Genomic DNA, 23,630 nt, shown 5'->3' on the forward strand with positions numbered 1-23,630 from the left:
TTTTGGCTTCGGCGGGCCACTGTCGCATAACTGCATGAAATCCTGTGAACGTGTCGGCGAATTCTCCTAGACCGGTTTGCGAAAGATGCGGGTGGAATCGAACAGGCCCTCGAGCGTCTTCATCCGATCCCGGGTTTCGTCCCAGTTCGAACTCTGAACGGCCTCGATCAGGGCCTCGATCAAGAACAGGATGACGACGGAGCTGTCCCAGGCGGACGGCACCTCGATCTGCGAGCGAAACACCCTTGAGGCGGACTTGGCGACCGGCGAACTCCAGCGATCGGTAAAAAGGATGATCTCGACACCCCGCTCGCGGGCGGATTTGGCAAGCGTCACCATCTCCTGCTCGTAGCGGCGGATGTCGAAGAGAATCAGCACGTCGCCCTGGCGCATGTCGAGCACATAGTGCGGCCAGGCGCTGGCATTGGTGGCGATTTCGGTGACCCCCGGCCGAATGACCTGAAGGTGGGTGAAGAGATAATCGGCGAGCGAGCGGGTGATGCGGCCGCCGAGCAGATAGATGCTGCGCTTGCGGTCGGCGATCAGCGCGGCCGCCTCGTCGAATTCCTGCGGCTCGATCTGGGTCAGAGTCTCGCGTAGATTGCTGGTGATCGCGTCGGCAAAGCGGTTGAGCGTGTGGGTGCCGGGTGCATTGGCAGCCCAGCGGTCGTGCTTGGTGATCGGATTGGAAATCGTCGCTTCCAATTCCTGATGCAGCCTTGCCTGGAAATCCGGAAAACCGCGGAAACCGAGCTTCTGCACCATGCGGGCGACCGTCGGTGTCGAAACGCCGGCGTTCTCGGCAACCGTGGTGATCGAACCGAGTCCCGAAACGGGATAATTGTCGAGAAGCGTCTCTGCCAATTGCTTCTCCGCGCGGGTCAGCACGGTGAAGTGGGCGTTGATCACATCCGACACGGTGGTGGACGTCGCCTTGCTGCTCAAATTGTCTCCCCTGAACCGATCTTAAGCCGGTTTGTGACAGATTAAACATCGCTGTCACAATTGGAGTCAATCGCAATTTTGAAGAGATCGTTTCAGATTTTGATTGACATGCGTCATCCTCTGAAGAATTCTTTTCATTAACGAACGTCTAACGGGGCAAGAGGGGATGCCGGTGTTGACGCGACTTTTGACCGAAGCAGATGGCGATCCGGTTGCGATCGAGAACGCCGCAGGCAAGGGCGATATTGTGCTCGTCTGCGAGCATGCCTCGCGCCTCGTTCCCGAACGCCTGGGCACGCTTGGCCTCAGCGAACAGGCGCTCGAAAGTCATATTGCCTGGGACCCGGGTGCGCTTGCGGTTGCCAAGCTGCTCGCAACAAAGCTCGACGGGTCCCTGATCTACCAGCGCTTCTCCCGCCTTGCCTATGACTGCAACCGCCCGCCGGAAGCGGACGCGGCGATGCCTGCTGTCAGCGAGGTCTACGAGATCCCGGGAAACCGGACGATGTCGGCCGACGAGCGCCAGGCGCGGGTCGACGAGATCTATCGGCCGTTCCACGATGCCGTCGCCCGGTTCGTATCCGACCGCAAGGCCGCGGGACGCCCGCCTGTTCTCGTGACGATGCACAGTTTCACGCCCGTCTATTTCGGCAAGCCGCGCGCCGTCGAAGTCGGCGTTCTTCACGATGCCGACAGCCGGCTTGCCGACCATATGCTCGCGACCGCCACCAAGGGGCAGGTTGCCTACGACATCCGGCGCAACGAGCCCTATGGGCCGGCCGACGGCGTTACCCATAGCCTGATCGAATATGGCGTCCACAACGGGCTGCCGAATGTGATGATCGAGATCCGCAACGATCTCATTCGCAATGACATCGGCCAAAGGGTCATGGCCGATTACCTGGAAGGGCTGCTGCGCAAAGGCGCTGCGGCTGTTTCAGCACAATAAAAGACCCTGGGGAGCGGCGTTGCCGCGGTCCTGTTCCGGCCAGCCGGGGCAGGTGGTTGATGGGACCCTGCCGCAATGGGGCGGTGTGGTCTGAAGAAATCAGGGGAAGAAAAATGTCGGACTACAGTGATTCAGACAAAAAGCAGGACATGAGCGTCCTGCACTCGATGGGCTATGCCCAGGAGCTCGAGCGGCGCATGAGCCAGTTCTCGAACTTCGCGGTGTCGTTCTCGATCATCTGCATTCTTTCGGGCGGCATCAACTCGCTCGCCCAAGCGACCGCCGGCGCGGGGGGCGCCGCGATCGGCATCGGTTGGCCGCTTGGCTGCTTCATCTCCTTGGTTTTCGCCGTTGCCATGGCACAGATCAGCTCGGCCTATCCGACGGCGGGTGGCCTCTATCACTGGGGTTCGATCCTCGGCAACCGCTTCACCGGCTGGCTGACAGCATGGTTCAACCTGCTCGGTCTCGTCACCGTTCTCGGTGCGATCAACGTCGGCACCTATTATTTCTTCATGGGTTCCTTCGGCACGCCCTATTTCGGCCTCGCCGATACGACGCTGACGCGCATCGTCTTCCTGGCCATCATCACCGGCGGGCAGGCGCTGGTAAACCACATGGGCATCGGGCTGACAGCCAAGCTCACCGACTTTTCGGGCTACCTGATCTTCGCGACGTCGATCCTGCTGGCGCTCGTGTGCCTGGTCGCAGCCGACAGCTACGACATCGCCCGTCTCTTCACCTTCTCCAACTATTCCGGTGAAGCCGGCGGCAACGTGTGGCCTCAGACCTCGGGCACCTGGGTGTTCCTACTCGGCCTGCTCCTGCCGATCTACACGATCACCGGCTATGACGCTTCGGCGCACACCTCCGAAGAGACGGTCAAAGCCGCCCATTCGGTGCCGCGTGGCATGGTCTCGTCGGTGCTCTGGTCGGCGCTTTTCGGCTATATCATGCTGTGCTCGTTCGTGCTGATGATCCCGAACATGGACGAAGCCGCCAAGCAGGGCTGGAACGTGTTCTTCTGGGCAATGGATGAGCAGGTGCACCCCATCATCAAGGACATCCTCTATCTCGCCATCCTCGTCAGCCAGTGGCTGTGCGGCCTGGCAACGGTGACCTCGGTGTCGCGCATGATCTTCGCGTTTTCGCGTGACGGCGGCCTGCCGGCCTCCAAGGCGCTTGCCAAGGTGAGCCCGACCTACCGCACGCCGGTTGCCGCGATCTGGATCGGCTCGATCCTGTCGGTCCTGTTCGTCTGGGGCTCGTCGCTGGTCTCGATCGGCGAGACGCCGGTCTACACCATCGTCGTTTCGTGCACGGTCATCTTCCTGTTCTTCTCCTTCGCGATCCCGATCACCCTCGGCCTGTTCGCCTGGGGCACTTCGAAGTGGGACAAGATGGGTCCGTGGAACCTCGGCGAGAGCATGTTCAAGCTGTTCGCGGTGCTCTCGATCATCGCCATGGTGCTGATCTTCATCCTCGGCGTGCAGCCGCCGAACGACTGGGCACTCTACATCACCGTGGGCTTCCTGGTGCTGACCGGCGCTGTCTGGTTCGGCTTCGAGAGCCGCCGCTTCCGCGGCCCGCCGATCGGTGACGAAGTGGCACGCCGCCAGGCAGAGATCGCCGCTGCAGAGAAGGCCGTCGGCCAGATCTGATCAACGACAAAAGGGCGGAAGCGCGACCGCGACTTCCGCCTTTTCTTTGGGGCCGGACGAAATCGAAAACAATGTGCGCGGCTTCCGGCCCGCACTCCGCGCCAGACAATTCGAGCTGATCACGTTCACGCGGCCAAAAAATATCGTGACCTCAAGGGAACGGCCGCGTGACAAAACATGGGATGGAAGTTGATGAGCTATACGTTTGACGAGTTGAAGGAAGACGTCGCCGCCGGCCGCATCGATACGGTGCTCGCCTGCCAGGTCGACATGCAAGGCCGGCTGATGGGCAAGCGCTTCCACGCGCAGTTCTTCGTCGATGGCGCCTGGAAGGAAACGCATAGCTGCAACTACCTGCTGGCGACCGACATGGAGATGGAGACCGTTCCCGGCTACAAGGCGACAAGCTGGGAAAAAGGCTACGGCGACTATACGATGAAGCCGGACCTTTCGACGCTTCGCCGCATCCCCTGGCTCGAAGGCACGGCGCTGGTTCTCTGCGACATGCTCGACCATCACACCCATGAGGAAGTGCCGCATTCGCCGCGGGCGATCCTGAAGAAGCAGGTGGCGCGTCTCGAGAAGATGGGCCTCAAGGCCTATATGGCGAGCGAGCTCGAATTCTTCCTCTTCGACCAGTCCTATGACGACGCCCGCCAGTCCGGCTATCGCGATCTGCAGCTCGTCAGCGGCTACAACGAGGACTACCACATCTTCCAGACGACCAAGGAAGAGGACGTGATGCGGGCGATCCGCAATGGTCTCCAGGGCGCAGACATTCCGGTCGAGAATTCCAAGGGTGAGGCGTCGGCCGGCCAGGAAGAGATCAACGTACGCTATGCCGACGCGCTGACGATGGCCGACCGGCATGCGATCATCAAGAACGGTTGCAAGGAAATCGCCTGGTCGCGCGGCAAGGCCATCACCTTCCTCGCAAAGTGGAACTATGCGGCCGCCGGTTCGTCCTCGCATATCCACCAGTCGCTCTGGAGCGCGGACGGCAAGTCGTCGAAGTTCTACGACGAGAGCGGCAAATACGGCATGTCCGAGATGATGCGCCATTACGTGGCCGGGCTTCTGACCCATGCGAGCGAGATCACCTATTTCCTCGCCCCCTACATCAACTCCTACAAGCGCTTCATGGCCGGTACCTTCGCGCCGACCAAGGCGGTCTGGAGCAAGGACAATCGCACGGCCGGCTACCGTCTCTGCGGCGAAGACACCAAGGCGATCCGTATCGAATGCCGCGTCGGCGGCTCCGATCTCAATCCCTATCTCGCTTTCGCCGCTTTGATCGCGGCGGGCATTTCCGGTATCGAAAACAAGATGGAACTGGAGGCGCCCTTTGTCGGCGACGCCTATGGCGGCAAGGACGTGCGCGAGATCCCGCGCACGCTTCGCGATGCGACGGCCGCGCTGACGGAATCGAAGATGCTGCGCGCCGCCTTCGGCGACGAGGTCATCGAGCACTATGCGCGGGCGGGGCGCTGGGAGCAGGAAGAATATGATCGCCGCGTCACCGACTGGGAGGTCGCACGCGGTTTCGAACGGGCCTGACCCGCGACATAATCATTCACAAGGATGGCCGTTCCTGACCGGAGCGGCCATCGCATCATTCGCAATGAAAGCAGGAAGACGATCATGAGCATGATCAAGTGCATTTCGCCGGTGAACGGCGAGGTCTACGCAGAACGCCCGGCGATGCCGCTGGACATGGCAAAGCAGGTGGTTTCCCGCGCCCGCCAGGCGCAGAAGACCTGGGCGCGCCGTCCGCTCGACGAGCGCGTCAATCTGGTTCTGGCCGGTGTCGCGCGCCTCAACGAGATGGTCGACGAAGTCGTGCCGGAGCTTGCCTGGCAGATGGGCCGGCCGGTGCGCTACGGCGGCGAATTCAAGGGCTTCAACGAGCGCTCGAACTATGTCGCGACGATCGCCGCCGATGCGCTGAAGCCGCTGGTGATCGAAGAGAGCGACCGCTTCGAGCGCCGCATCGCCCGCGAGCCGCACGGTGTCGTCTTCGTCGTTGCACCTTGGAACTACCCTTACATGACCGCGATCAACACGGTCGCGCCGGCGCTGATGGCCGGCAACACGGTCATCATCAAACATGCGAGCCAGACGATCCTCGTCGGCGAGCGCATGGTGCGCGCCTTCGTCGAGGCCGGCGTTCCCGCCGACGTCTTCCAGAACATCTTCCTCGACCACGAAACAACGGCGGCGCTGATTGCGGCCAGGAGCTTCGACTTCGTCAACTTCACCGGTTCGGTCGAAGGCGGGCGTTCGATCGAACGGGCGGCGGCCGGTACCTTTACCGGTCTCGGTCTCGAACTCGGCGGCAAGGATCCGGGCTACGTCATGGACGACGCGGATCTTGACGCGGCCGTCGACACGCTGATGGACGGCGCCACCTACAATTCCGGCCAGTGCTGCTGCGGCATCGAGCGCATCTACGTGCACGAAAAGCTCTACGACGCCTTCGTCGAGAAGTCGGTCGCCTGGGTTTCCAACTACAAGCTCGGCAATCCGCTCGATCCGGAAACGACGCTGGGGCCGATGGCCAACAAGCGTTTTGCTGCCACCGTGCGCGAGCAGATCGCCGACGCCGTTGCCAAGGGCGCCAAGGCTCTGATCGACCCGAAGCTTTTCCCTGCCGACGACGGCGGCGCCTATCTCGCGCCGCAGATCCTCGTAAATGTCGACCACTCCATGGCCTTCATGCGCGAAGAGACCTTCGGCCCTGCCGTCGGCATCATGAAGGTGAAGAGCGACAGCCAGGCGATCGAGTTGATGAACGATAGCCAGTATGGCCTTACCGCATCGCTCTGGACCAGGGATGCCGAGCGTGCCGCGCGCATCGGCGCCGACATCGAGACTGGTACGGTGTTCATGAACCGCGCCGACTATCTCGACCCGGCGCTCTGCTGGACCGGCGTCAAGGAAACCGGCCGCGGCGGCTCGCTTTCGGTCATCGGCTTCCAGAACCTCACCCGTCCGAAATCCTATCATCTGAAGAAAGTCACCGCATGACCATCACCGCCAACTGGAGCTATCCGACGTCCATCAAGTTCGGTGCCGGCCGGATCAAGGAGCTTGCCGACCATTGCAAGGCGGTCGGCATGAAGAAGCCGCTGCTGATTACCGATCGGGGCCTCGCGCCGATGGCGATTACGCAAAATGCGCTCGATATCCTCGAGGCCGCCGGCCTCGGCCGCGCGATCTTTGCCGACGTCGATCCGAACCCGAACGACATCAATCTCGCCGCGGGCGTGAAGGCGTTCAAGGATGGAGGCCATGACGGCGTCGTCGCGTTCGGCGGCGGCTCTGGCCTCGACCTCGGCAAGTGCGTCGCCTTCATGGCCGGGCAGAGCCGCCCCGTCTGGGACTTCGAGGATATCGGTGACTGGTGGACGCGGGCGAGCGTCGAAGGCATTGCACCGATCATTGCAGTGCCCACCACCGCCGGCACCGGCTCTGAAGTCGGCCGCGCCAGCGTCATCACCAATTCGGCAAGCCACGTGAAAAAGGTGATCTTCCATCCGAAGTTCCTACCGGCAGTCACGATCTGCGACCCGGAACTGACGGTCGGCATGCCCAAGGTGATCACGGCGGGCACCGGGATGGACGCCTTTGCCCATTGCCTGGAAGCCTATTCCTCGCCCTTCTATCATCCGATGTCTGCGGGCATTGCGCTTGAAGGCATGCGGCTGGTGAAGGAATACCTGCCGCGCGCCTACAAGGACGGCACCGACATCGAGGCGCGCGCCAACATGATGAGTGCGGCCGCCATGGGTGCCGTCGCGTTCCAGAAGGGCCTTGGCGCCATCCACTCGCTGTCGCATCCGGTGGGCGCGATCTACAACACCCACCACGGCATGACCAATGCGGTCGTGATGCCGCCGGTGCTGCGTTTCAACCGTCCGGCGATCGAGGGCAGAATAGTGCGTGCTGCCGCCTATCTCGGCATTTCCGGTGGCTTCGACGGCTTCTACGACTACGTGCTGAAGTTGCGCGAGGAACTCGGCGTTCCGGACAAGCTCGCAGCCCTCGGCGTTGGCACCGACCGGATCGACGAAATGTCGGAGATGGCGATCGTCGACCCGACGGCCGGCGGCAACCCGGTCGAGTTGACGCTCGACGCCGCGAAGAAGCTCTTCCGCGAGTGCATCTGACCAATTCCCGACGCCTTTGCCCCCAGGCGAAGGCGTCGGCCTCTCGGTTTAGTTAGCCCAAAAATACCACTTGCCATTGCGGCGGATCTGTCACCTAATCGTCATCGAACTGTCACGTTTCGGGCTCGCGGAGCGTTTTCTTTACGCTTTGTTTACCGCGGTCTGGAACGCTTGCATTAGGGTGTGCGTATGTATCGGCCCGCGAAAAGCCGGGCCTGCGTTGAGTTAGGGTCGACCGATGGCGATTGTATCCCTCGCGAATGCGAAGGGGGGAGCCGGCAAGACAACGGCAGCCTTGCTGCTTGCCTGCGAATTCGCCCGGCGCGGCGATCGCGTTGCGGTTCTTGATTGCGATCCACTCGCCTGCATGACCGACTGGTTCCGCCACGGCCGCAACGATGGCAATCTCTTCGTTCTCTCAGGTGTCGCGACAACCACGCTCAGCGATCATCTCCGGCGGCTGCGCGGTCAGGTCGAGCATGTGATCATCGATCTCTCCGGGGCGGCCGACGTGCTGGTGGCGCTGGCGATCGGTCTTTCGGACCTGACGCTGATCCCGGTGCAGGGCTGTGTGATGGATGCGCGCGGCGCCATCCAGGTGCTGGACCTGATCCGCCACATCGAGAACAACGCGCGCGCCAACATCAACCACGCGGTTCTGCTGACCCGGGTCAACCCGATCGTGACGACGCGGGCGATGCGCCGGGTCAAGCTGCTGCTTTCGGAGAACCGGATCCGGCTCGTCGATACCCCGCTGGTGGAGCGTACGGCCTTCCGCGAGCTCTTTGAGCGGGGCGACACGCTTTCCTCTCTCGACCCCGCGAAGGTCAGCAACCTTGCCAAGGCGCAGGCCAACGCCCAGGCGTTTGCGAATGACGTGCTGACCCTGCTCAGCCCGACAGGCGAGGCGGTGCGGCACGGGCCGTTCTCGTCGATGTGCTATCGATCACAGCACGTAAGCGAACCGGCAGTTTTGCCGGTCTGAGGCCAGAACTCCAGCATTTTCATCACCATAGCAGTGTCGCTGGCACGCAGCCTTAAGGCCGACTGTCAGGTTTGACGTGCCGGCGTTACCGTTTCGTTAACCAAATTCTGTAAGGTTTCGTTAAGAAGCGAACCACCGGCTGTGGCCGTCCGGTTCAGCGCGATACAGGCATAGAATGGGGAATATCATGGCGGTCATCACTTTCGCCAATGCAAAGGGTGGTGCGGGCAAGACGACCGCGGCGCTGATCCTGTCGACGGAACTGGCGCGGCAGGGGCACCGGGTGGTCGTCCTCGACGCTGATCCGCAGCGCTGGATCACCAGCTGGGCGGAGGCTTCCGGCCATATCGCCAACCTCACCGTTATTTCGCACATCACGCCCGGCTCGCTCGAATGTCATATCCGCGAGGCGAAGGACGAAGCGGATTATATCGTCATCGATCTCGCGGGCGCCAAGGACCAGATCGTAGCACTTGCACTCGCCATCTCTGACCAGGTGCTGATCCCGGTGCAGGGCTGCGCCATGGATGCCAAGGGTGCGGCTCAAATTCTTGAGCTGATCCGCCAGATCCAGGACCGTTCGGGCCTGCGCATCAACCATTCTGTGGTGCTCACCCGCGTCAATTCGCTGGTCACCACGCGTGCGCTGCAGACGATCAAGGCGATGCTCGCCGAGCGCGGCGTCTCGGTTCTCGACACGCCGATCGTCGAGCGCGCCGCCTATCGCGAGATCTTCGATTTTGGCGGCACGCTGCAGACGATGGATCCGAACCGCGTCAGCAATCTCGACAAGGCGCGCGAAAACGCAGCAGCCCTCGCCAAGGAAGTGCAGGCGCTGATGCCGGTCAAGACGCGCCGCTCCTGGGCTGCGCGCATGCCGTCCTGGGCTTCGCGAAACGCCGCCTGATCCTTTGCCGTTCCACCGTTTATTGCGTATCAACCGGAATTGATATTCGTCAGTTCCGGTTGAGTTGTATTTCAGGCCTCGCGAAATAGCTGTTTCGCGTAAGGCTTCCTTTACCCTGCGCTTCTATCAGTGGCCCAGGACACAGCTTGCCCCTGCGATCGACTGAACAGGGCAACCAGCCGCCATGATTGCGGCCATGATCTCAGACGCTTCAGCGCCCTAGATCCTGTCTCCATGATCCAGAAATGAGCATGCAGGGAAGTTCGCGCATGAAAACGGAACACGCCGCTGCCGGCACGCAAGACGTTGCCGGTCGTCTGAATTTCATGGCGCTCGATGACGCCGCCAAGACGAGCCTGAAGGCGCTGAAGCCGATCCTCGAGAAGGAACTTAAACTCGCGCTCGACAAGTTCTACGTCAAGGTCAAGACGACGCCCGAGACCAAGCGCTTCTTCTCCTCCGACGCTCATATCGACCGCGCCAAGGGCGCCCAGGTCGGCCACTGGGCCAATATCGTCGATGCCAATTTCAACGAGGATTACAGCGCCAAGGTTCGCACCATCGGCCTGGTGCACGCCCGCATCGGGCTCGAACCACGCTGGTACATCGGCGGCTATGCGCTGATCGCCGAGCATCTGATCACCGAAATCGTCAAGGCGCACTGGCCGAAGGCCGGCCTGTTCTCGCGCAAGGGGACCTCGGCCGAGGACATGGGCGCGATGCTGTCGAGCCTGATCAAGGGCGTCTTCCTCGACATGGATCTGTCGATCTCCGTCTACATGGACGCCTCCGACGTCACCAAGCAACGTGCGGTGCAGGAAGAAGTGCTGGCTGCCGAACGCGCGCTGATCAGCAAGACCTTCGGCGCGGCGCTGAAGAAGATCGCCGATGGCGACTTGACGGCACGCATCGGTGCGGACCTGCCGGTTGCCTATCAGGAGCTTGGCGAAAATTTCAACCACGCGATCGGCGAGCTTGCACGCGCCATCGGCGGCATCGAGGCCGGCGCCAGCCAGATCCATACGAGCGCCAAGGAGATTGCGGCGGCTGCCGACGATCTGGCCCGGCGCACGGAACGGCAGGCGGCCAACCTTGAAGAGACGGCCGCTGCCGTCGAGCAGGTGACGCGCACGGTCAAGCAGACGGCCGAAGGCGCCAACCAGGCGAATTCGACCGTGATTGCCGCCCGCGCCAATGCCGAACAGAGCGGCGAGATCGTCAGCCACGCGATCGAGGTGATGCAGGAGATCCAGACGTCTTCCGCCAGCATCGCGCGGATCGTCGACGTCATCGACGAGATCGCCTTCCAGACCAACCTCCTGGCGCTGAACGCCGGCATCGAAGCGGCCCGCGCCGGCGAGGCGGGCAGGGGCTTTGCGGTCGTCGCCTCCGAAGTCCGGGCGCTGGCCCAGCGTTGCGCCGAAGCGGCCAAGGACATCCAGGGCCTGATCGCCAAGTCGCGCGGCCAGGTGGACGACGGCGTCAATTCGGTCAATCAGGTGGCGCAGTCGCTGCAGCAGATCGTCGCCCAGGTCGTCGAAGTCAGCTCCGTCTTCGGCGCCATCCGCGCCAGCACCGCCGAACAGGCAACCGGCCTGCAGGAGGTCAACACCGCCATCACCCAGATGGACCAGATCACGCAGCAGAACGCCGCCATGGTCGAGCAGGCGAACGCCGCAAGCCAGGCATTGACGGGAGAGGCCGAGCACATCGCCACGCGTCTGCGGGCGTTCCGCACGTCGGGTCAGGTGCAGGTCAGCGCCGGCTCGGGTTACCGCGCAGCGGCGTAATCGCGCCTTCCGTTCGAGAGACAACGCCTCGGGTCAGGGATGATCCGAGGCGTTTTGCTTTGCTGATCGCGGCGCAGTGATGTTGGGGGCAGCTTCACCGCGCGGCCAGGGACTTTCTACGCCGGAAGCGATCGATGGTGGCTTTCGCTCTTTGTCCCGATGGAATTAAGATGTCCGCGCGCTCTGCCCCGCCCGGACACCTGAAGTTGATCACGCCGCCCGTTGAACTAACGACAAGCCGCCTTCACCTGCGTGCAGCCCGCTCTGAACACGCAGCGTCCGTGTTTACGGAATACACCGGCAACAACATGGCAGCACGATTTTTGCCGCGCGGCGCTCATCCCGCACAATCCAGCACCGAGGCGGTCATCCATGCGTGGGGAGAAAGCAGCTGGGCGGATGGTGACCGCTTCATCTGGAGCATCATCGACCGCAGCGACCAGCGGCCGATGGGCCTCTTCCTCATGTTTGTGGATGGGGACGGCGCGGAAATTCACTATGGCATCGGTCCGGCCTATTGGGGACGGGGGCTGGCGACGGAAGCCGGTCTTGCGATTATGCATTGGGTCAAGCAGCAGTCACCCCTATCCGAGGTTCATACCATATGCGCGGCAGCACATGAGAGCAGCTGCCGTGTTCTCGAAAAGATTGGCCTGGTGCGTGGCCAGTTCCTGCCTGACGCCTTGTTGCTGAAGGCCACCGGGGAACGGATCGACGGTTGGTCATATCGCTGGAGACGCTCCGAGTGAGGGCAAAGGCAGCGCCAACTTGCCGCCGCAGTTCGCGGCGCGCTCACCTGGCTTGAAAGCCAAGGTCGCAGCTGAAAAACGAACCGGGTCGAATGCGGATTTCACGCCGTTAGCGCGAAGCACAGAGCCGCGCGCTGACGGGACCGGCAAGTCCGGCGACTAAGCGGGAACGTAGACCAGCCGCACCACGTCCTCGCCGATCCGATCATGAGCGATCAGGCGGAGCCGCGGGCGGGGGCCGGCGAAATAGGGGTTGCCGTGACCAAGGACGACCGGGTGCAGGTAGATCCGGTACTCGTCGATCAAGCCCAGTTCGGTGAGGCTGTGCGCGAGGACGGGGCCCGCCACCTCGATCTCGCCGTCGTGCTCGGCCTTCAGCTTGCGCACGGCGCCCGCAAGATCACCGTCGACGAGCCGGGCATTGGGGCCGACGGACGCCGAGGAGCGCGAGACGACCCATTTCGGCTGCTTTCGCCACGCGGCTGCGAAGGCCTGTCTGTCCGCATCCCATTCCGGATGCTCGTCGTCCCAGTAGCGCATGATCTCATAGATCCGACGGCCGTACAGGCTGCCCGTCTGCTGTTCGACCTCCTTGATGAAATGGCGGAAGAGCGTGGGACTTGGCGCAAACTCCATGTGGTCGACGTAGCCGTCCAGCGACTGGTTCATTCCGAACACGAGCTTAGCCATGGCTAGTTCCTTGTCTCGAACGACCCGTTCGCACGGGTCTGCTTGCGACATGCAATCGGTCGAAGCTAAGCCGACTGATTTCAAATCGCAAGCGGTTTTTGGGCTTTGCCATCGATGGTCTCTGCCGTGCGCGGGCCACCGATGGTCGCTGGCTGCGCTATTGCGAATTGGCCGCTGTCGGCCGTCTGCGTTTCGTCACGGCCTTTTCAAGGTGCTGATCGTACCAGTGGTCGGGGGAATTTTATGTCCCACATCAGGTGGCGCAAGTCTCCGGCGTCGATATCTCGGTATCCCAGTTCCTCCAGCCGAAGCAGAAGCAACATATGATCGGTGATGACGATCAGCCGGGCGTGGTTGCCGACCTGAAGCAGCGCCGGGCGCAATGCCGCATGGGATTTGAAGCCGAACGACGCGGCGATTGCCTCGTCCAGGTGGGATGACTTGATGTGCGGGTAACGATCCCGGAGGGACTTCTTCAGGGCGGCGATATTGGACGGCGAGAACCTGACCTGCGGGTGCAGCATGAGACGATCCGATGCTCCTGGTCGAAGTCTGCCGATTACGCTTCGACGTTGATGAACATGGTCGTCGAGTAAAGTTCCGCGGCCCTTCAACCCGGCAGCAAGTTTGGAGGGGCACCCGCGGCGGACGCTACACCTCAGGGTTTCAACATTCAAGATAGGTCAGCATGGGCCGGCGCAGTCCGGCTGGCGCGCATTTCACCCCGTGGCGAAACCGCATGGCATGGTCGCGAACCGAAATGAACGGTTCGCACCGTGCGCTACCTCAGAACCGACGGTCGATGAAGTGCTTGGCCTGGGCGCCTGCGTGGTAGAAGGCGGACTTCACGCCGCGCCAGGTGTCCGGGGTCACGGGCGTTTCGGCGAGCGGGATCGCCGAGGTTTCGCCGGTGACGTGGCTGGCGAGTGCGCGGCCGAAGACGGTGCCCGGCGCGATGCCGCGGCCGTTGTAGCCGCTGACGGAAACGACGTTGGGGGCGAGCGTGTGCATGGCCGGCAGGTTGTTGGTGGTCATGCCGATGCGGCCGTCCCACCAGTACTCAAACCGGAAATTGCCGATGAAGGGGAAGAGCTTGCGCAGCGAGCGGGCGGCAAAGGCGCGGTGCGTGCCTTCAGCGATCGCGTCGAGCCGGCCGATCGAGCCGAAGATCAGCCGGTTCTGCTGGTCCATGCGGAAGGAGGTCATGACGAGGCCGGTGTCCCAAGTGCCCTGGCGCTCCGGCAGGATGCGCTTGGCGACGGCGTCCGGCAGCGGATTGGTGGCGAACTGGAAATAGGGCAGGATCGTCAGTTCCTGCGTATGGGCCTGCCAGGGGCTCTCGGCGAAGAGGCCGCCATAGGCATTGGTGGCGAGGATCACCTGTTTCGCGCGGACCGTGTTGTTGCGGGCCTTCAATACCCAGCTGTCGCCCTGGCGCTCAGCACCGGTCAGCGGCGTGTCGGTGTAGATCTCGGCACCGGCGGCAAGGGCAGCGCGGGCGAGCCCGCGGGCATAGGCGAGCGGCTGGATGGTGCCGGCGCGGCGGTCGAGCAGGGCGCCGGAAAAACCTTCAGCGCCGGTGAGCGCGTGCGCCCGCTCGGCCGAAAGCGCCTCGACCGGCGCGCCGCGCTTCTGCCACTGCGCTTCGCGGTCCTTGATCTCGGTGACGCCCTCGCTGCCGACGGCCATGTGCAGCGTACCGTTGCGCACCGCCTCGCAAGGCATCCCGTGTTTTTCCACGAGCGCATAGACCATCGAAGGGCCGTCGCCGAGTTCGGTCAGCAGCCGGTTGCCGGCCTCGGGGCCGAGCGTCGAGATCAGGTCGTCGGGCTTCACCCACATGCCGGCATTGACGAGGCCGACATTGCGGCCGGAGCCGCCAAAGCCGATCATCTTGGCTTCGATGACCGTTGCCTTCACGCCTTTTTCGGCCAGGTGCAGCGCTGCCGAGAGGCCGGTAAAGCCGCCGCCTATGATCGCCACATCGGTCGTCAGGTCCTGGCTGAGCGGCCTGGTCTCAGGGGCGGCCGGTGCCGTCGCATGCCAGAGGTTGGGCAGGGTGCGCTCCGTCGCCATTCAGGCCATCCTTCAAGTGCGGCCGCAGGTCGGCCATTGTCGTTGAGATATCCGGTGATAGCCGATTGCCGGAAAAATTCTCATGACAATGTTTCATGAAGTCATGATGGACGGGGAGAGCGGCGGGAGGGCTTTTGCACCCGGCGCTCGAAAAAAAACCGCAGCTGGGTCGTCGGCAGCTGCGGTCTTCGTAAATGGATAGGTCTGAAACGATTTAGCCGACGGGTCGGCGCAAAGAAATTTAAAAAAGAGTGCCTCGTCGTGGATGGTCGGCCAGGCAACTCCATCATCTATGCTGCAGGCGCGAAGTCACTCACCCAATTGGGGGAAGCCTCAAGAAAAATGCCAAAAAAACAAGGGTTCGGTTAACGGCGGCCGGCTTCGCTCAGTCGACGAACTCGACCGTGACGCCCGTGCCCACCATCTTGGCAAGCTCGGTCGCGTCCCAGTTGGTCAGGCGCACGCAGCCATGGCTCTGGGTCTTGCCGATCTTCGAGGGTTCCGGCGTGCCGTGAATGCCGTAGGTGGGCTTTGAGAGCGCGATCCAGACCGTGCCGACGGGACCGTTCGGGCCCGGCTGCAGGGTCAGAATCTTGTCGTTGTTGCCCTGCTTGAAGTTGATTTTCGGATTGTATGTGTAGCCCGGATTGAGCGCGATGCGCTCGACATTGACCGTGCCTGACGGAGACGGCGTGTCCGACGAGCCGATCGTTGCCGGATAGGCGGCAATCAGCTTGCCGGCGTCGTCATAAGCGAGCACCTGCTTGCGCGCCTTGTCGGCGAGGATGCGGGCGACCTTGCCGGTCTTGTTGGCGCCGGGGTTGATCACCTTGATGATCGTGCCTGGAATGGTGAAATCGACGCCCGGGTTCAACTCGCGCAGATAGGCCTCGTCCATGTGGAACTTCTCGCCGAGCATTTCCGTCGTGGAGGTGAAGGACATGTGCGGCAGCATCGCCTTGTGCGCGTAATCCTCGGGGATCGACGCGACATAGGGGCCGGCGGCGTCGGCGGCCGTGATCGTGTAGCTGGTGATCGGCATGCCGCCGTTCATCCGCAGCCGCTCGAGAATGTCGTCGGTGTTGTTGGGATCGAGCGTTTCGCCGGTCGACTGCTGAAAGGCTTCGATCGCCTTGGTGACGTTCGAGCCCATCTTGCCGTCGATCACGCCCGGCGAAAAACCTTCGCGGTCGAGGAATACCTGAAGTGCTGTGATCTCGGCGCGCGACTTCGACTTGACTGAGATCGCGGGCGGCATCGATTGGCGCATTGGGTTGCCGTCGTTCGGATCGACGGAAGCCTCCTGGGTGCCGTCGATCAGGCCGGGCAGGCTGTTTGGCAGTTCGTTGCCGTCGGTCGACGGCGGAACGACGTCGCGGTAGTCGGGAACGGAGCCGGTGACGTCGCCGGGCTCGGAATAGCCGTAGCCGCGCTCGGTTTCCCGGTAGCGTCGGTTGGAATAGATATCCACGTCACCCTGACGGCGATAGCCGCCGTAATCGCCCTGACGGTTGCCGCCGTAGTCGCGTTGGCGGCCGCGATTATTGGGCACCACTGTTGCGACCACATTGCCCCAGCTGTCGATCAGAAGCGTGCGGCCGCGGCTGTCGCGCATGGTCTGCACTTCGTCGGAGCGGGGTACATAATCGAGGATTTCACCGTCGGGCGTGACCAGCATGACATCGTCGCCATAGCGATTGTAGCCGCGATAGTCCTGCGCGAAGGCGGCCGTCAGATCCACGGCAAGAAATCCGACTGCGGCGAGGAGCGAGAGGCCTGTGCGGGTCGCTGACGTCACGAGAGAACCTGTTTTCATTGTGGTGAATGTGGCGCGATACATTTCGATTTCGACGTTAATGTGAAAAAAATGAATTCATCATGAACAAGCAGTTAAATTCTATCTAGGCGGCGCAATCCCGGGCTTCAACCGGTGAAATGCGTCTCTCCTCAGCTATCATCTCTTTGTGATTGCAGTGATTCTGCGGCCGATTTGAGGAAGAGAACATGCTGAAGACGCTCGAAGAACCACAGGATTTTCAAGAGAATCATGTGCTGTTCGACCGGCTCTCGGCGCTCGATATCGCCGCCTTCGTCGTCGACGGTATCGACCTGTCGCCGGGTGCTGCGATCCCGTCGGATGGGGACCCGAGGATCGACCGGGCGCTGGCCGGTTTTCTCTTTACCTGCGGTCCAGACCATATCCGCCATCCCGAGGCGATCGAAGGTGGCGCGGAAGGCGCATGCTATCCGCTGCACGGGTCACTGGCCGGAACAGCCGTCAGCCACGCGGAGATGGCGAGCGACGGGGCCGAGTGCACGGCGACGATCGAGGTGGCGCTCGCCGATGGCGGGCGGGCGCGGGTCGAGCGGCGCTGGCGGATCGATGCCGCGCGGCACGAAGTGGTGCTCGAAGATCGCGTCGTCAATTCCGGCGTCACCGCCTTTCCGCCTGTCATGATGTATCACCTCAACATTGGCGGCCGGTTGCTCGGGGACGAGACCCGCATCGTCAGCGCTTCGCTTGCAGGCGGGGAGAGCGCCTGGTGCTTCGGCACCGGCGAGAGCGCACATTTCTGCCTGCCGGCGGCCATCGGTTCCGATGGCTGGTCGGAGGTCACGCTTGCGGACCTCGCGGGGCTCGGCGGCCGAAATCTGAAAGTGCGGTTCCGGGCCGATACTTTGCCCTTCCTGCAGATGTGGCGCTGCCAGCGCGGCGAGGCCAACGTGATCAGCATCGAGCCGGTATCGCACCGGATCGCCAAACGGCCGGAGTTGGCAGCGGCCGGGGAACTGACACCGCTTCAGCCGGGCGAGGCGCGCAGCTACGCCATCGCCTTTTCGGTCGTCTGATCCTGCGCCTTGACGATGCGGCTTTTGAATTGACGGGAGATAAGGCTGCGCCTACATCAGAGGCCGGGAAATTTGCCTCAAGGAAGACGACCATGGACATCCGCCAGATCAACGACGAATACTCGGTTACCGGCCAGATCGCGGTCGAGGACCTCGACCAGATCAAGGCGCTCGGCTTCAAGTCCATCGTCTGCCACCGCCCGGACTTCGAGGCGCCGGACCAGCCGACCTTTGATTCGATCGCTGCCCGTGCCGAAGAACTCGGCATCGAAACCAAGCACATTCCCGTCGGCCCGATGGGCGTGACCGCCGACGCCGTGAAAAGCATGGTCGACGCGCTCGACGAGTTCCAGCGGCCGATGCTCGGCTATTGCCGTTCCGGCGCGCGCTCGACGGCCGTCTACCAGCAGACCCAGCATATCCGCGGCTGAGCCACGCAAAATCCAAACTCTCGCGCTCGGCCGCATCGTTCCATCTGACAGTGGAGGATCGGCATGGCCGAAGCGCATCTCATTTCGCGGGAGCAATGGGCGGATGAGCCCGACGCCTGGAAGGGTGAATTCGAGGGCGGCGCCTATGGCGCAGGCCTTTCGGTGATCTTCGTTTCCACAGACGAGATCGGGTACGGGCCGAAATTGCACCGCCATCCCTATCCGGAAACCTTCATCGTCCGCGTCGGCCGCGCCCGCTTCACCGTCGGCGACCGCATCATCGATGCCGAGGCCGGTCAGATCGTCGTGGCGCCGGCCAATGTGCCGCACAAGTTCGAGAACCTCGGGCCGGGGCGCCTGGAGACAACCGACCTGCATGAAGCCGGCGCGTTTTCGACGGAATGGCTGGAGTAGGCGGTTGGACGTATCTCGCAGGCAGTTAGCGGGCGTGATCGTTCACCGCGCCGCCGGCGCTGCTGGATTCCTGTGACAAGCACAGGAATGAGGGCGGTGGAGCATTTGCGATGGGGCCCTTCTTCCCACGCGCCCGCGCTTCTGTGCCTGCGAACGCGCGGGCGAAGCGACGCCTACCGGGGCGTCGTGCGCCAATTGAACGCCGGTCGGCCACAATTATACCTCCCTCATTCCTGTGCTTGTCACGGGAATCCAGCCACGGCGCGTCTGCGCCGTGATTGGACCCTTCACGAACAAGACTTGCTCAGCCCGCCCTGATCTCGCTTAGCGTGCGCGTCGGGGTGATCGCTTCGGGATCGAGCTTGATCTCGATGATCGCCGGCTTGCCGCTGGCGCGCGCCCTGAGGAAGGCGTCGGCAAACTCTTCCGTCTTCTCGACCGTCTCGCCGTGGCCGCCATAGGCGCGGGCAAGGGCTGCAAAATCCGGGTTGGTGAGATCGGTGGCGCTGACGCGGCCGGGATAGTCGCGCTCCTGGTGCATGCGGATCGTGCCGTAGATACCGTTGTTGACGACGACGGTGATGATCGGCAGGCGGTAGCGCACGGCGGTTGCGAATTCCTGGCCGTGCATCAGGAAGCAGCCATCCCCGGCAAAGCAGATGACTTCGCGATCCGGATGTAATTGCTTCGCGGCGACCGCAGCCGGCAGGCCGTAACCCATTGAGCCCGAAGCCGGGGCTGCCTGTGTGGCGTAGCGGCGGAAGCGGTGGAAGCGATGCACCCAGGTGGCGTAGTTGCCGGCGCCGTTGGTGAAGATCGTATCCTCCGGCACGTTCGCCTCGATCCAGTTCATGATCGGCCCCATCTGCACCGCGCCCGGTCCGGTTTCCGGCGGGGTCGACCACTTGAGATAGGCGGCGTGCATGGTCTCGGTGCGTACGGACCAGCTCGGTTCGCTCGGCGGTGCAAGGCTTTCGAGCGCGGCGACGAAGTCGCGCGGGCTGGCGGCAATCGCCAACTCCGGACGGTAGACGCGGCCGAGCTCGGAACTGTCAGGATGCACATGGACCAGCGTCTGGCGCGGGTAGGGGCTATCCATCAACGTATAGCCGGACGAGGGCATTTCCGAGAAGCGGCCGCCGATAAGCAGGATGAGATCCGCTTCCTTGACCTCTTTTGCCAGAGCGGGGTTGATGCCGATGCCGACGTCGCCGGCGTACATCGGGTGCAGGTGATCAAACAGCATCTGGCGACGGAAGGAGCACCCGACCGGCAGCTTCCAGCGTTCAGCGAAGCGCTGGAATTCAGCAACGCTTTCCGCTGTCCAGCGAGTGCCGCCGAGGACGGCGATCGGGCGCTTGGCGTTGCTCAGCATTTCGCCGAGCCGCTTCATCTGCGCCGGACCTGGATGACCCTCGACCGGCTGGTAGGGTTTGGCGGCGGGCGCCTCGGCGCTGCGGGTCAGCATGTCCTCGGGGAGCGTCAGCACGACAGGGCCGGGGCGGCCGGACGTGGCGACCGCGAAGGCGCGGGTGACGAATTCCGGAATGCGGGCGGGATCGTCGATCTCGCCCACCCATTTGGCGACCTCGGTGAAGGCGCGGCGGTATTCGATCTCCTGGAAGGCCTCGCGCTCGCGCGCTTCGCTCTGCACCTGGCCGATGAAGAGGATCATCGGGATCGAATCCTGCTTGGCGACATGGAGGCCGGCGGAAGCGTTGGTCGCGCCAGGGCCGCGGGTCACCATGCAGATGCCGGGCTCGCCGGTCAGCCGCCCCCAGGCATCCGCCATCATCGCGGCCCCGCCTTCCTGGCGGCAGACGAGCACGTCGATGTCGGTGTCGTAGAGCGCGTCGAGCACGGCGAGATAGCTTTCCCCCGGCACGCAGGCGATGCGCTTCACCCCGTTGGCGACGAGCGCGTCAACGATGAGCTGACCTCCAGTTTTCATGATATTCCTCCCGATGGTCTTTCTTTTGTTTTCAGATGGCTTTGTTGTCAGATGGCTGGCGACACCGGAGCGACGCTCGTGTCCTTGTGCACGCGGCGCTCGCGCCAGATGATGTAGAGGCCGGAGCCGATGATGATGGCGATGCCGAGCCACTTCAGCGCGTCGGGCAGGTCGCCGAAGACGAGCCAGCCGAAGATCGTGGCCGAAACGATTTCGAGATACTGCAGCGGCGCCAGCACCGAGGCCGGGGCGGCGCGATAGGCATAGACGCCGAGCACGCCTGAAATGGTGGCGGTGACGCCGACGCCGAGCAGGTAATACCAGGTGTACCCTTCTGGCCAGACCGGATCGAAGATGCCGGAACCGGTGCCTTCGCCGAAATAAAGCAGCACGAGACAGAAGAGCGCGCCCCAGACGCCGGCGTGAAACTGCATCGACCAGGGGTCCTCATTTTGCGCGACCATGCGGGTGACGAGCAGGAAAACGGCAAGGCCAAAGGCGGCCACAACAGGCAGAAGGGCGATCCAGCCGACCTCCTGCATGCTCGGCTGGATGACGAGCAGCGCGCCGAAGAAGCCGACGCCGCAGGCGGTGTAGCGCCGCCAGCCGATCGTCTCCTTCAGGAAGATGCTGCCGAGGATCGTGAGGATGATCGGCTCGACGAAGAAGATCGCGATCGCGTCGGCGACTTCCATGACCTTCAGCGTGGTAATGAAGGAGAGCATGGTCACAACCAGCAGACCGCCGCGCAATGCGTGCAGCCCGGTCTTCTTCCAGGTGAGATCAAACAGGCTGCCGCGGACAAGCACGATCGGCAGGATGAAGACGACCTGCAGCAGAAAGCGCACGGCGGTGATTTCGGCCGAGGGAACGGTGGCGATCGCGAGCTTGGCGAAGATGTCGATCAGCGGCGACAGAAGCACCGAGATCACCATCAGCGTCAGCCCGAAGGAGATGCGGTTGTGGTCGGCGGCGATCTTAGGAAGCGACATGTCGGCCATGATATTTCCGGTCAGCGCCGCCCTGCGACGGCGCGCAGGCACCAGGCGGCAAAGTCGGCCGTCGCCTCGTCCCGGCCGAGTTCGTTCAGTGTTTCGTGGCGCATGCCGTCATAGACGGTGACGCTAACGTCGCTGAGACCGGCGGCTTTCATCTTCGTGCCAAGCCAGCGGACGGCGTTGCCCATCTCGGTCGACGGGTCAGCGCTGCCGCCGACGAGATGAATGGGCAGGTTTTTCCGGAGCCGCGCCAGCCGGTCGGGCCGGGCGCCATTGAAGGACAGGCGGAAAAGATCGAGCCAGAGCGAGACCGTCGCATCGAAGCCGCAGAGCGGGTCGGCGGCATATTTGGCGACCTCGGCATCGTCGCGCGACAGCCAGTCGAGATCGGTCTTGCGATCCTTGATGGCGCCGCCCCACATGCCGAAGGTGAGCTTGGTCAGAAGCGGGCTCGGCACGTCAGACCCTTTGAGCGCCTTTTCGATCTTCAGGATCACCTGTCCGCCACGGCCGGCAAGGCCCGGCCGGAAGTTGGAGTTCCAGACGGCAAGCGCATCGTAGAGGCCGGGATCGGTTTCGGCGGCATTGAGCGCGATCAGTCCACCCATGGAATGGCCGAAGAGGATGACCGGCAAGCCCGGATGGGCGGTGGTCGCAATCTCCCGCACTGCCCGGATGTCCGCGAATATCTTGTCGAGGCCGTCGCGGCTTGCGAACATCCCAAGCTGGGCGTCAGGCGCCCGCGTCGCGCCGTGGCCGCGATGATCGTGGGCATAGACATGGAAGCCGTGACCGGCCATCGCCTCGGCAAAGCGGGCATATCGGCCGGAATGCTCGGCAAGGCCATGGCTGACGAGAAGGATGCCGCGGGCTTCTGTGGTTGCCGGAAAATGCCGCCAGCTCAAGCTGGCACCGGTCGGGCTCTGATGCGTCTTCACCTGCCCGAACATCTCTACTCCCGGAAGCAATCGACAGACCTTTGAGATTTCAAATCGATTTGCGTGGCAAAGGCAATCGCCGCTTGTTGATCGTTGCGCATGAGGTCACAAGCGATTTGACGGTGCATTACATTAGGGGTTGCAATTTTCCCGTTTTGGGCGATATTTGTTCCCGTTTTGTTTTTGCGGGAGGATATCATGGTCCGTTTTTGTAAAGCGATATCAGGTTCTGTGGCGGGCATCCTGGCAGCGCTGACGCTGTTGCTTGCGTCCGGCGCCTTTGCAGCCGGTGAAGACGCATCCAGGGGTGCTGCGCCGGCAAGTTCAACCAGCCGCACCGACTATGTGCTGGCGGTCAGTTGGCAGCCCGGTTTCTGCGAGACGCGGCCGCAACGCAAGGAATGCGAGAGCCAGACGGCGGAACGCTTCGATGCCACCAACCTCTCGCTGCATGGCCTGTGGCCGCTGCGCAAGAGCTATTGCGGGGGCGCGGCAGAAGCGCGGGCAACCGACCGCAAGGGCAGCTGGCTGGAGCTGCCGAAGCTTGCCATGGCCGACGACACCGCGGCGCGGCTGCTTATCGCCATGCCCGGCGTGCAATCCGGTCTCGACCGGCACCAGTGGCTGCGAAGCGGCACCTGCCAGAGCGGCTCGGTCGACGACTATTTCTCGGTGCAGCTGCGCATGCTGGAAGAGCTCAACCGCTCGGCGGTCGGGGCACTTTTCCGCCAACGTGTCGGCGCGGAACTCGATGAGGCGGCGATCAAGCAGGCCTTCGACCAGAGTTTTGGCGCTGGAGCCGGCGACCGGGTGCGCATGCGCTGCCAGACCGTGCAGGGCCGCAGCATCATCACCGGGCTGACGATCGGGCTCACGGGCGATGTCATGAAGGCTGCGAGCCTCGGGCCGCTGATCCAGGCCGCAGGCACGACCGAGTTCAAATGCGCCAAGGGTATCGCCGATACTGCCGGTCGCGGGTAGGGCGTTTCGCCCGGTCGGCCGTGGCAGCGCCTTATGGTGCGGCCTGGACCGCGCCGGCTTTAGGCGCCTTCCGGGAGAGCCTGCCGGGCGTTCCGATGGGGATGTTCGTTTTGGGATAGGGCGGGGGCGGATGCCTTTGATCATTG

At 63.0% G+C, this 23,630-nt stretch carries 21 protein-coding genes; 13 read left to right on the forward strand and 8 right to left on the reverse strand.

Annotation, left to right across the window (positions count from 1 at the left end; all coding sequences use genetic code 11):
• Positions 1-66: 66 nt before the first annotated feature.
• The gene (locus OVA00_RS25525; protein WP_034792277.1) at positions 67-945 is read right to left on the reverse strand and encodes a MurR/RpiR family transcriptional regulator; all 879 of its coding nucleotides are present in this window, start codon (positions 943-945) and stop codon (positions 67-69) included.
• A gap of 175 nt (positions 946-1,120) precedes the next feature.
• Here OVA00_RS25525 and OVA00_RS25530 point away from each other — a divergent pair, with 175 nt between their 5' ends.
• The 9 genes from OVA00_RS25530 to OVA00_RS25570 all read left to right on the forward strand — a co-directional run bounded on the left by OVA00_RS25530 (position 1,121) and on the right by OVA00_RS25570 (position 12,155).
• Entirely contained in the window at positions 1,121-1,894 is a 774-nt protein-coding gene (locus OVA00_RS25530) for an N-formylglutamate amidohydrolase (protein ID WP_082566243.1), read from the forward strand.
• Positions 1,895-2,007: 113 nt separating this feature from the next.
• Positions 2,008-3,555, forward strand: coding sequence for an amino acid permease (locus OVA00_RS25535; protein WP_268089826.1), 1,548 nt, complete (start codon positions 2,008-2,010; stop codon positions 3,553-3,555).
• 192 nt (positions 3,556-3,747) lie between these two features.
• A complete protein-coding gene (locus tag OVA00_RS25540; RefSeq protein WP_034792288.1) occupies positions 3,748-5,112 on the forward strand; it encodes a glutamine synthetase family protein in 1,365 nt (454 codons plus the stop codon).
• A gap of 84 nt (positions 5,113-5,196) precedes the next feature.
• A complete protein-coding gene (locus OVA00_RS25545) occupies positions 5,197-6,582 on the forward strand; it encodes an aldehyde dehydrogenase family protein (RefSeq protein WP_112974989.1) in 1,386 nt (461 codons plus the stop codon).
• Positions 6,579-7,724 carry an iron-containing alcohol dehydrogenase gene (locus OVA00_RS25550; RefSeq protein WP_268089827.1) on the forward strand — a complete coding sequence of 382 codons (1,146 nt, stop codon included), beginning with the start codon at positions 6,579-6,581 and terminating at the stop codon, positions 7,722-7,724. Before OVA00_RS25545 ends, OVA00_RS25550 begins: the two co-directional genes overlap by 4 nt.
• A 238-nt stretch (positions 7,725-7,962) precedes the next feature.
• Entirely contained in the window at positions 7,963-8,709 is a 747-nt protein-coding gene (locus OVA00_RS25555; RefSeq protein WP_063891130.1) for a ParA family protein, read from the forward strand.
• 187 nt (positions 8,710-8,896) lie between these two features.
• Complete coding sequence (locus tag OVA00_RS25560) at positions 8,897-9,616, forward strand: ParA family protein (protein WP_034792347.1); 720 nt, start codon at positions 8,897-8,899, stop codon at positions 9,614-9,616.
• A 269-nt stretch (positions 9,617-9,885) separates the two neighbouring features.
• On the forward strand, positions 9,886-11,406 hold the full coding sequence (locus tag OVA00_RS25565; protein WP_268089828.1) for a globin-coupled sensor protein: 1,521 nt from the start codon (positions 9,886-9,888) through the stop codon (positions 11,404-11,406).
• A 170-nt stretch (positions 11,407-11,576) separates the two neighbouring features.
• Positions 11,577-12,155: a GNAT family N-acetyltransferase gene (locus OVA00_RS25570; protein WP_268090369.1), complete on the forward strand. Its 579-nt coding sequence runs from the start codon at positions 11,577-11,579 to the stop codon at positions 12,153-12,155.
• A 159-nt stretch (positions 12,156-12,314) separates the two neighbouring features.
• Here OVA00_RS25570 and OVA00_RS25575 read toward each other — a convergent pair whose 3' ends face one another.
• The 4 genes from OVA00_RS25575 to OVA00_RS25590 form a co-directional block, all read right to left on the reverse strand.
• Complete coding sequence (locus tag OVA00_RS25575) at positions 12,315-12,845, reverse strand: dihydrofolate reductase family protein (protein ID WP_268089829.1); 531 nt, start codon at positions 12,843-12,845, stop codon at positions 12,315-12,317.
• Positions 12,846-13,051: 206 nt separating this feature from the next.
• Positions 13,052-13,369: a hypothetical protein gene (locus OVA00_RS25580; protein WP_268089830.1), complete on the reverse strand. Its 318-nt coding sequence runs from the start codon at positions 13,367-13,369 to the stop codon at positions 13,052-13,054.
• A 262-nt stretch (positions 13,370-13,631) separates the two neighbouring features.
• Entirely contained in the window at positions 13,632-14,921 is a 1,290-nt protein-coding gene (locus tag OVA00_RS25585) for an NAD(P)/FAD-dependent oxidoreductase (protein WP_268089831.1), read from the reverse strand.
• 385 nt (positions 14,922-15,306) lie between these two features.
• A complete protein-coding gene (locus OVA00_RS25590; protein WP_268089832.1) occupies positions 15,307-16,761 on the reverse strand; it encodes a L,D-transpeptidase family protein in 1,455 nt (484 codons plus the stop codon).
• 164 nt (positions 16,762-16,925) lie between these two features.
• Here OVA00_RS25590 and OVA00_RS25595 point away from each other — a divergent pair, with 164 nt between their 5' ends.
• The 3 genes from OVA00_RS25595 (at position 16,926) to OVA00_RS25605 (ending at position 18,616) form a co-directional block, all read left to right on the forward strand.
• A complete protein-coding gene (locus tag OVA00_RS25595; protein ID WP_127889255.1) occupies positions 16,926-17,771 on the forward strand; it encodes a DUF4432 family protein in 846 nt (281 codons plus the stop codon).
• Between the two features lie 92 nt (positions 17,772-17,863).
• The gene (locus tag OVA00_RS25600) at positions 17,864-18,202 is read left to right on the forward strand and encodes a TIGR01244 family sulfur transferase (protein ID WP_034792356.1); all 339 of its coding nucleotides are present in this window, start codon (positions 17,864-17,866) and stop codon (positions 18,200-18,202) included.
• A gap of 63 nt (positions 18,203-18,265) precedes the next feature.
• Positions 18,266-18,616: a cupin domain-containing protein gene (locus OVA00_RS25605; protein ID WP_060515907.1), complete on the forward strand. Its 351-nt coding sequence runs from the start codon at positions 18,266-18,268 to the stop codon at positions 18,614-18,616.
• A gap of 304 nt (positions 18,617-18,920) precedes the next feature.
• Here the strand turns inward: OVA00_RS25605 and OVA00_RS25610 are convergent, their stop codons facing one another.
• Genes OVA00_RS25610 through OVA00_RS25620 form a run of 3 tightly spaced genes read right to left on the reverse strand, consistent with a single transcriptional unit; the run spans position 18,921 to position 22,515 of the window.
• Positions 18,921-20,567 (reverse strand): thiamine pyrophosphate-binding protein, encoded by a 1,647-nt coding sequence (locus OVA00_RS25610; RefSeq protein WP_090294324.1) that lies wholly within the window; start codon positions 20,565-20,567, stop codon positions 18,921-18,923.
• Between the two features lie 47 nt (positions 20,568-20,614).
• Positions 20,615-21,568 carry a DMT family transporter gene (locus OVA00_RS25615; protein WP_060515909.1) on the reverse strand — a complete coding sequence of 318 codons (954 nt, stop codon included), beginning with the start codon at positions 21,566-21,568 and terminating at the stop codon, positions 20,615-20,617.
• Positions 21,569-21,579: 11 nt separating this feature from the next.
• Positions 21,580-22,515: an alpha/beta fold hydrolase gene (locus OVA00_RS25620; protein ID WP_268089833.1), complete on the reverse strand. Its 936-nt coding sequence runs from the start codon at positions 22,513-22,515 to the stop codon at positions 21,580-21,582.
• A 186-nt stretch (positions 22,516-22,701) separates the two neighbouring features.
• Between OVA00_RS25620 and OVA00_RS25625 the strand changes: the two genes are divergently transcribed.
• A complete protein-coding gene (locus OVA00_RS25625) occupies positions 22,702-23,484 on the forward strand; it encodes a ribonuclease T2 family protein (RefSeq protein WP_268089834.1) in 783 nt (260 codons plus the stop codon).
• Positions 23,485-23,630: the final 146 nt, after the last annotated feature.

This window comes from Ensifer sp. SL37 (genome assembly GCF_026672675.1).
In the GTDB taxonomy this organism is placed as follows: domain Bacteria; phylum Pseudomonadota; class Alphaproteobacteria; order Rhizobiales; family Rhizobiaceae; genus Ensifer; species Ensifer adhaerens.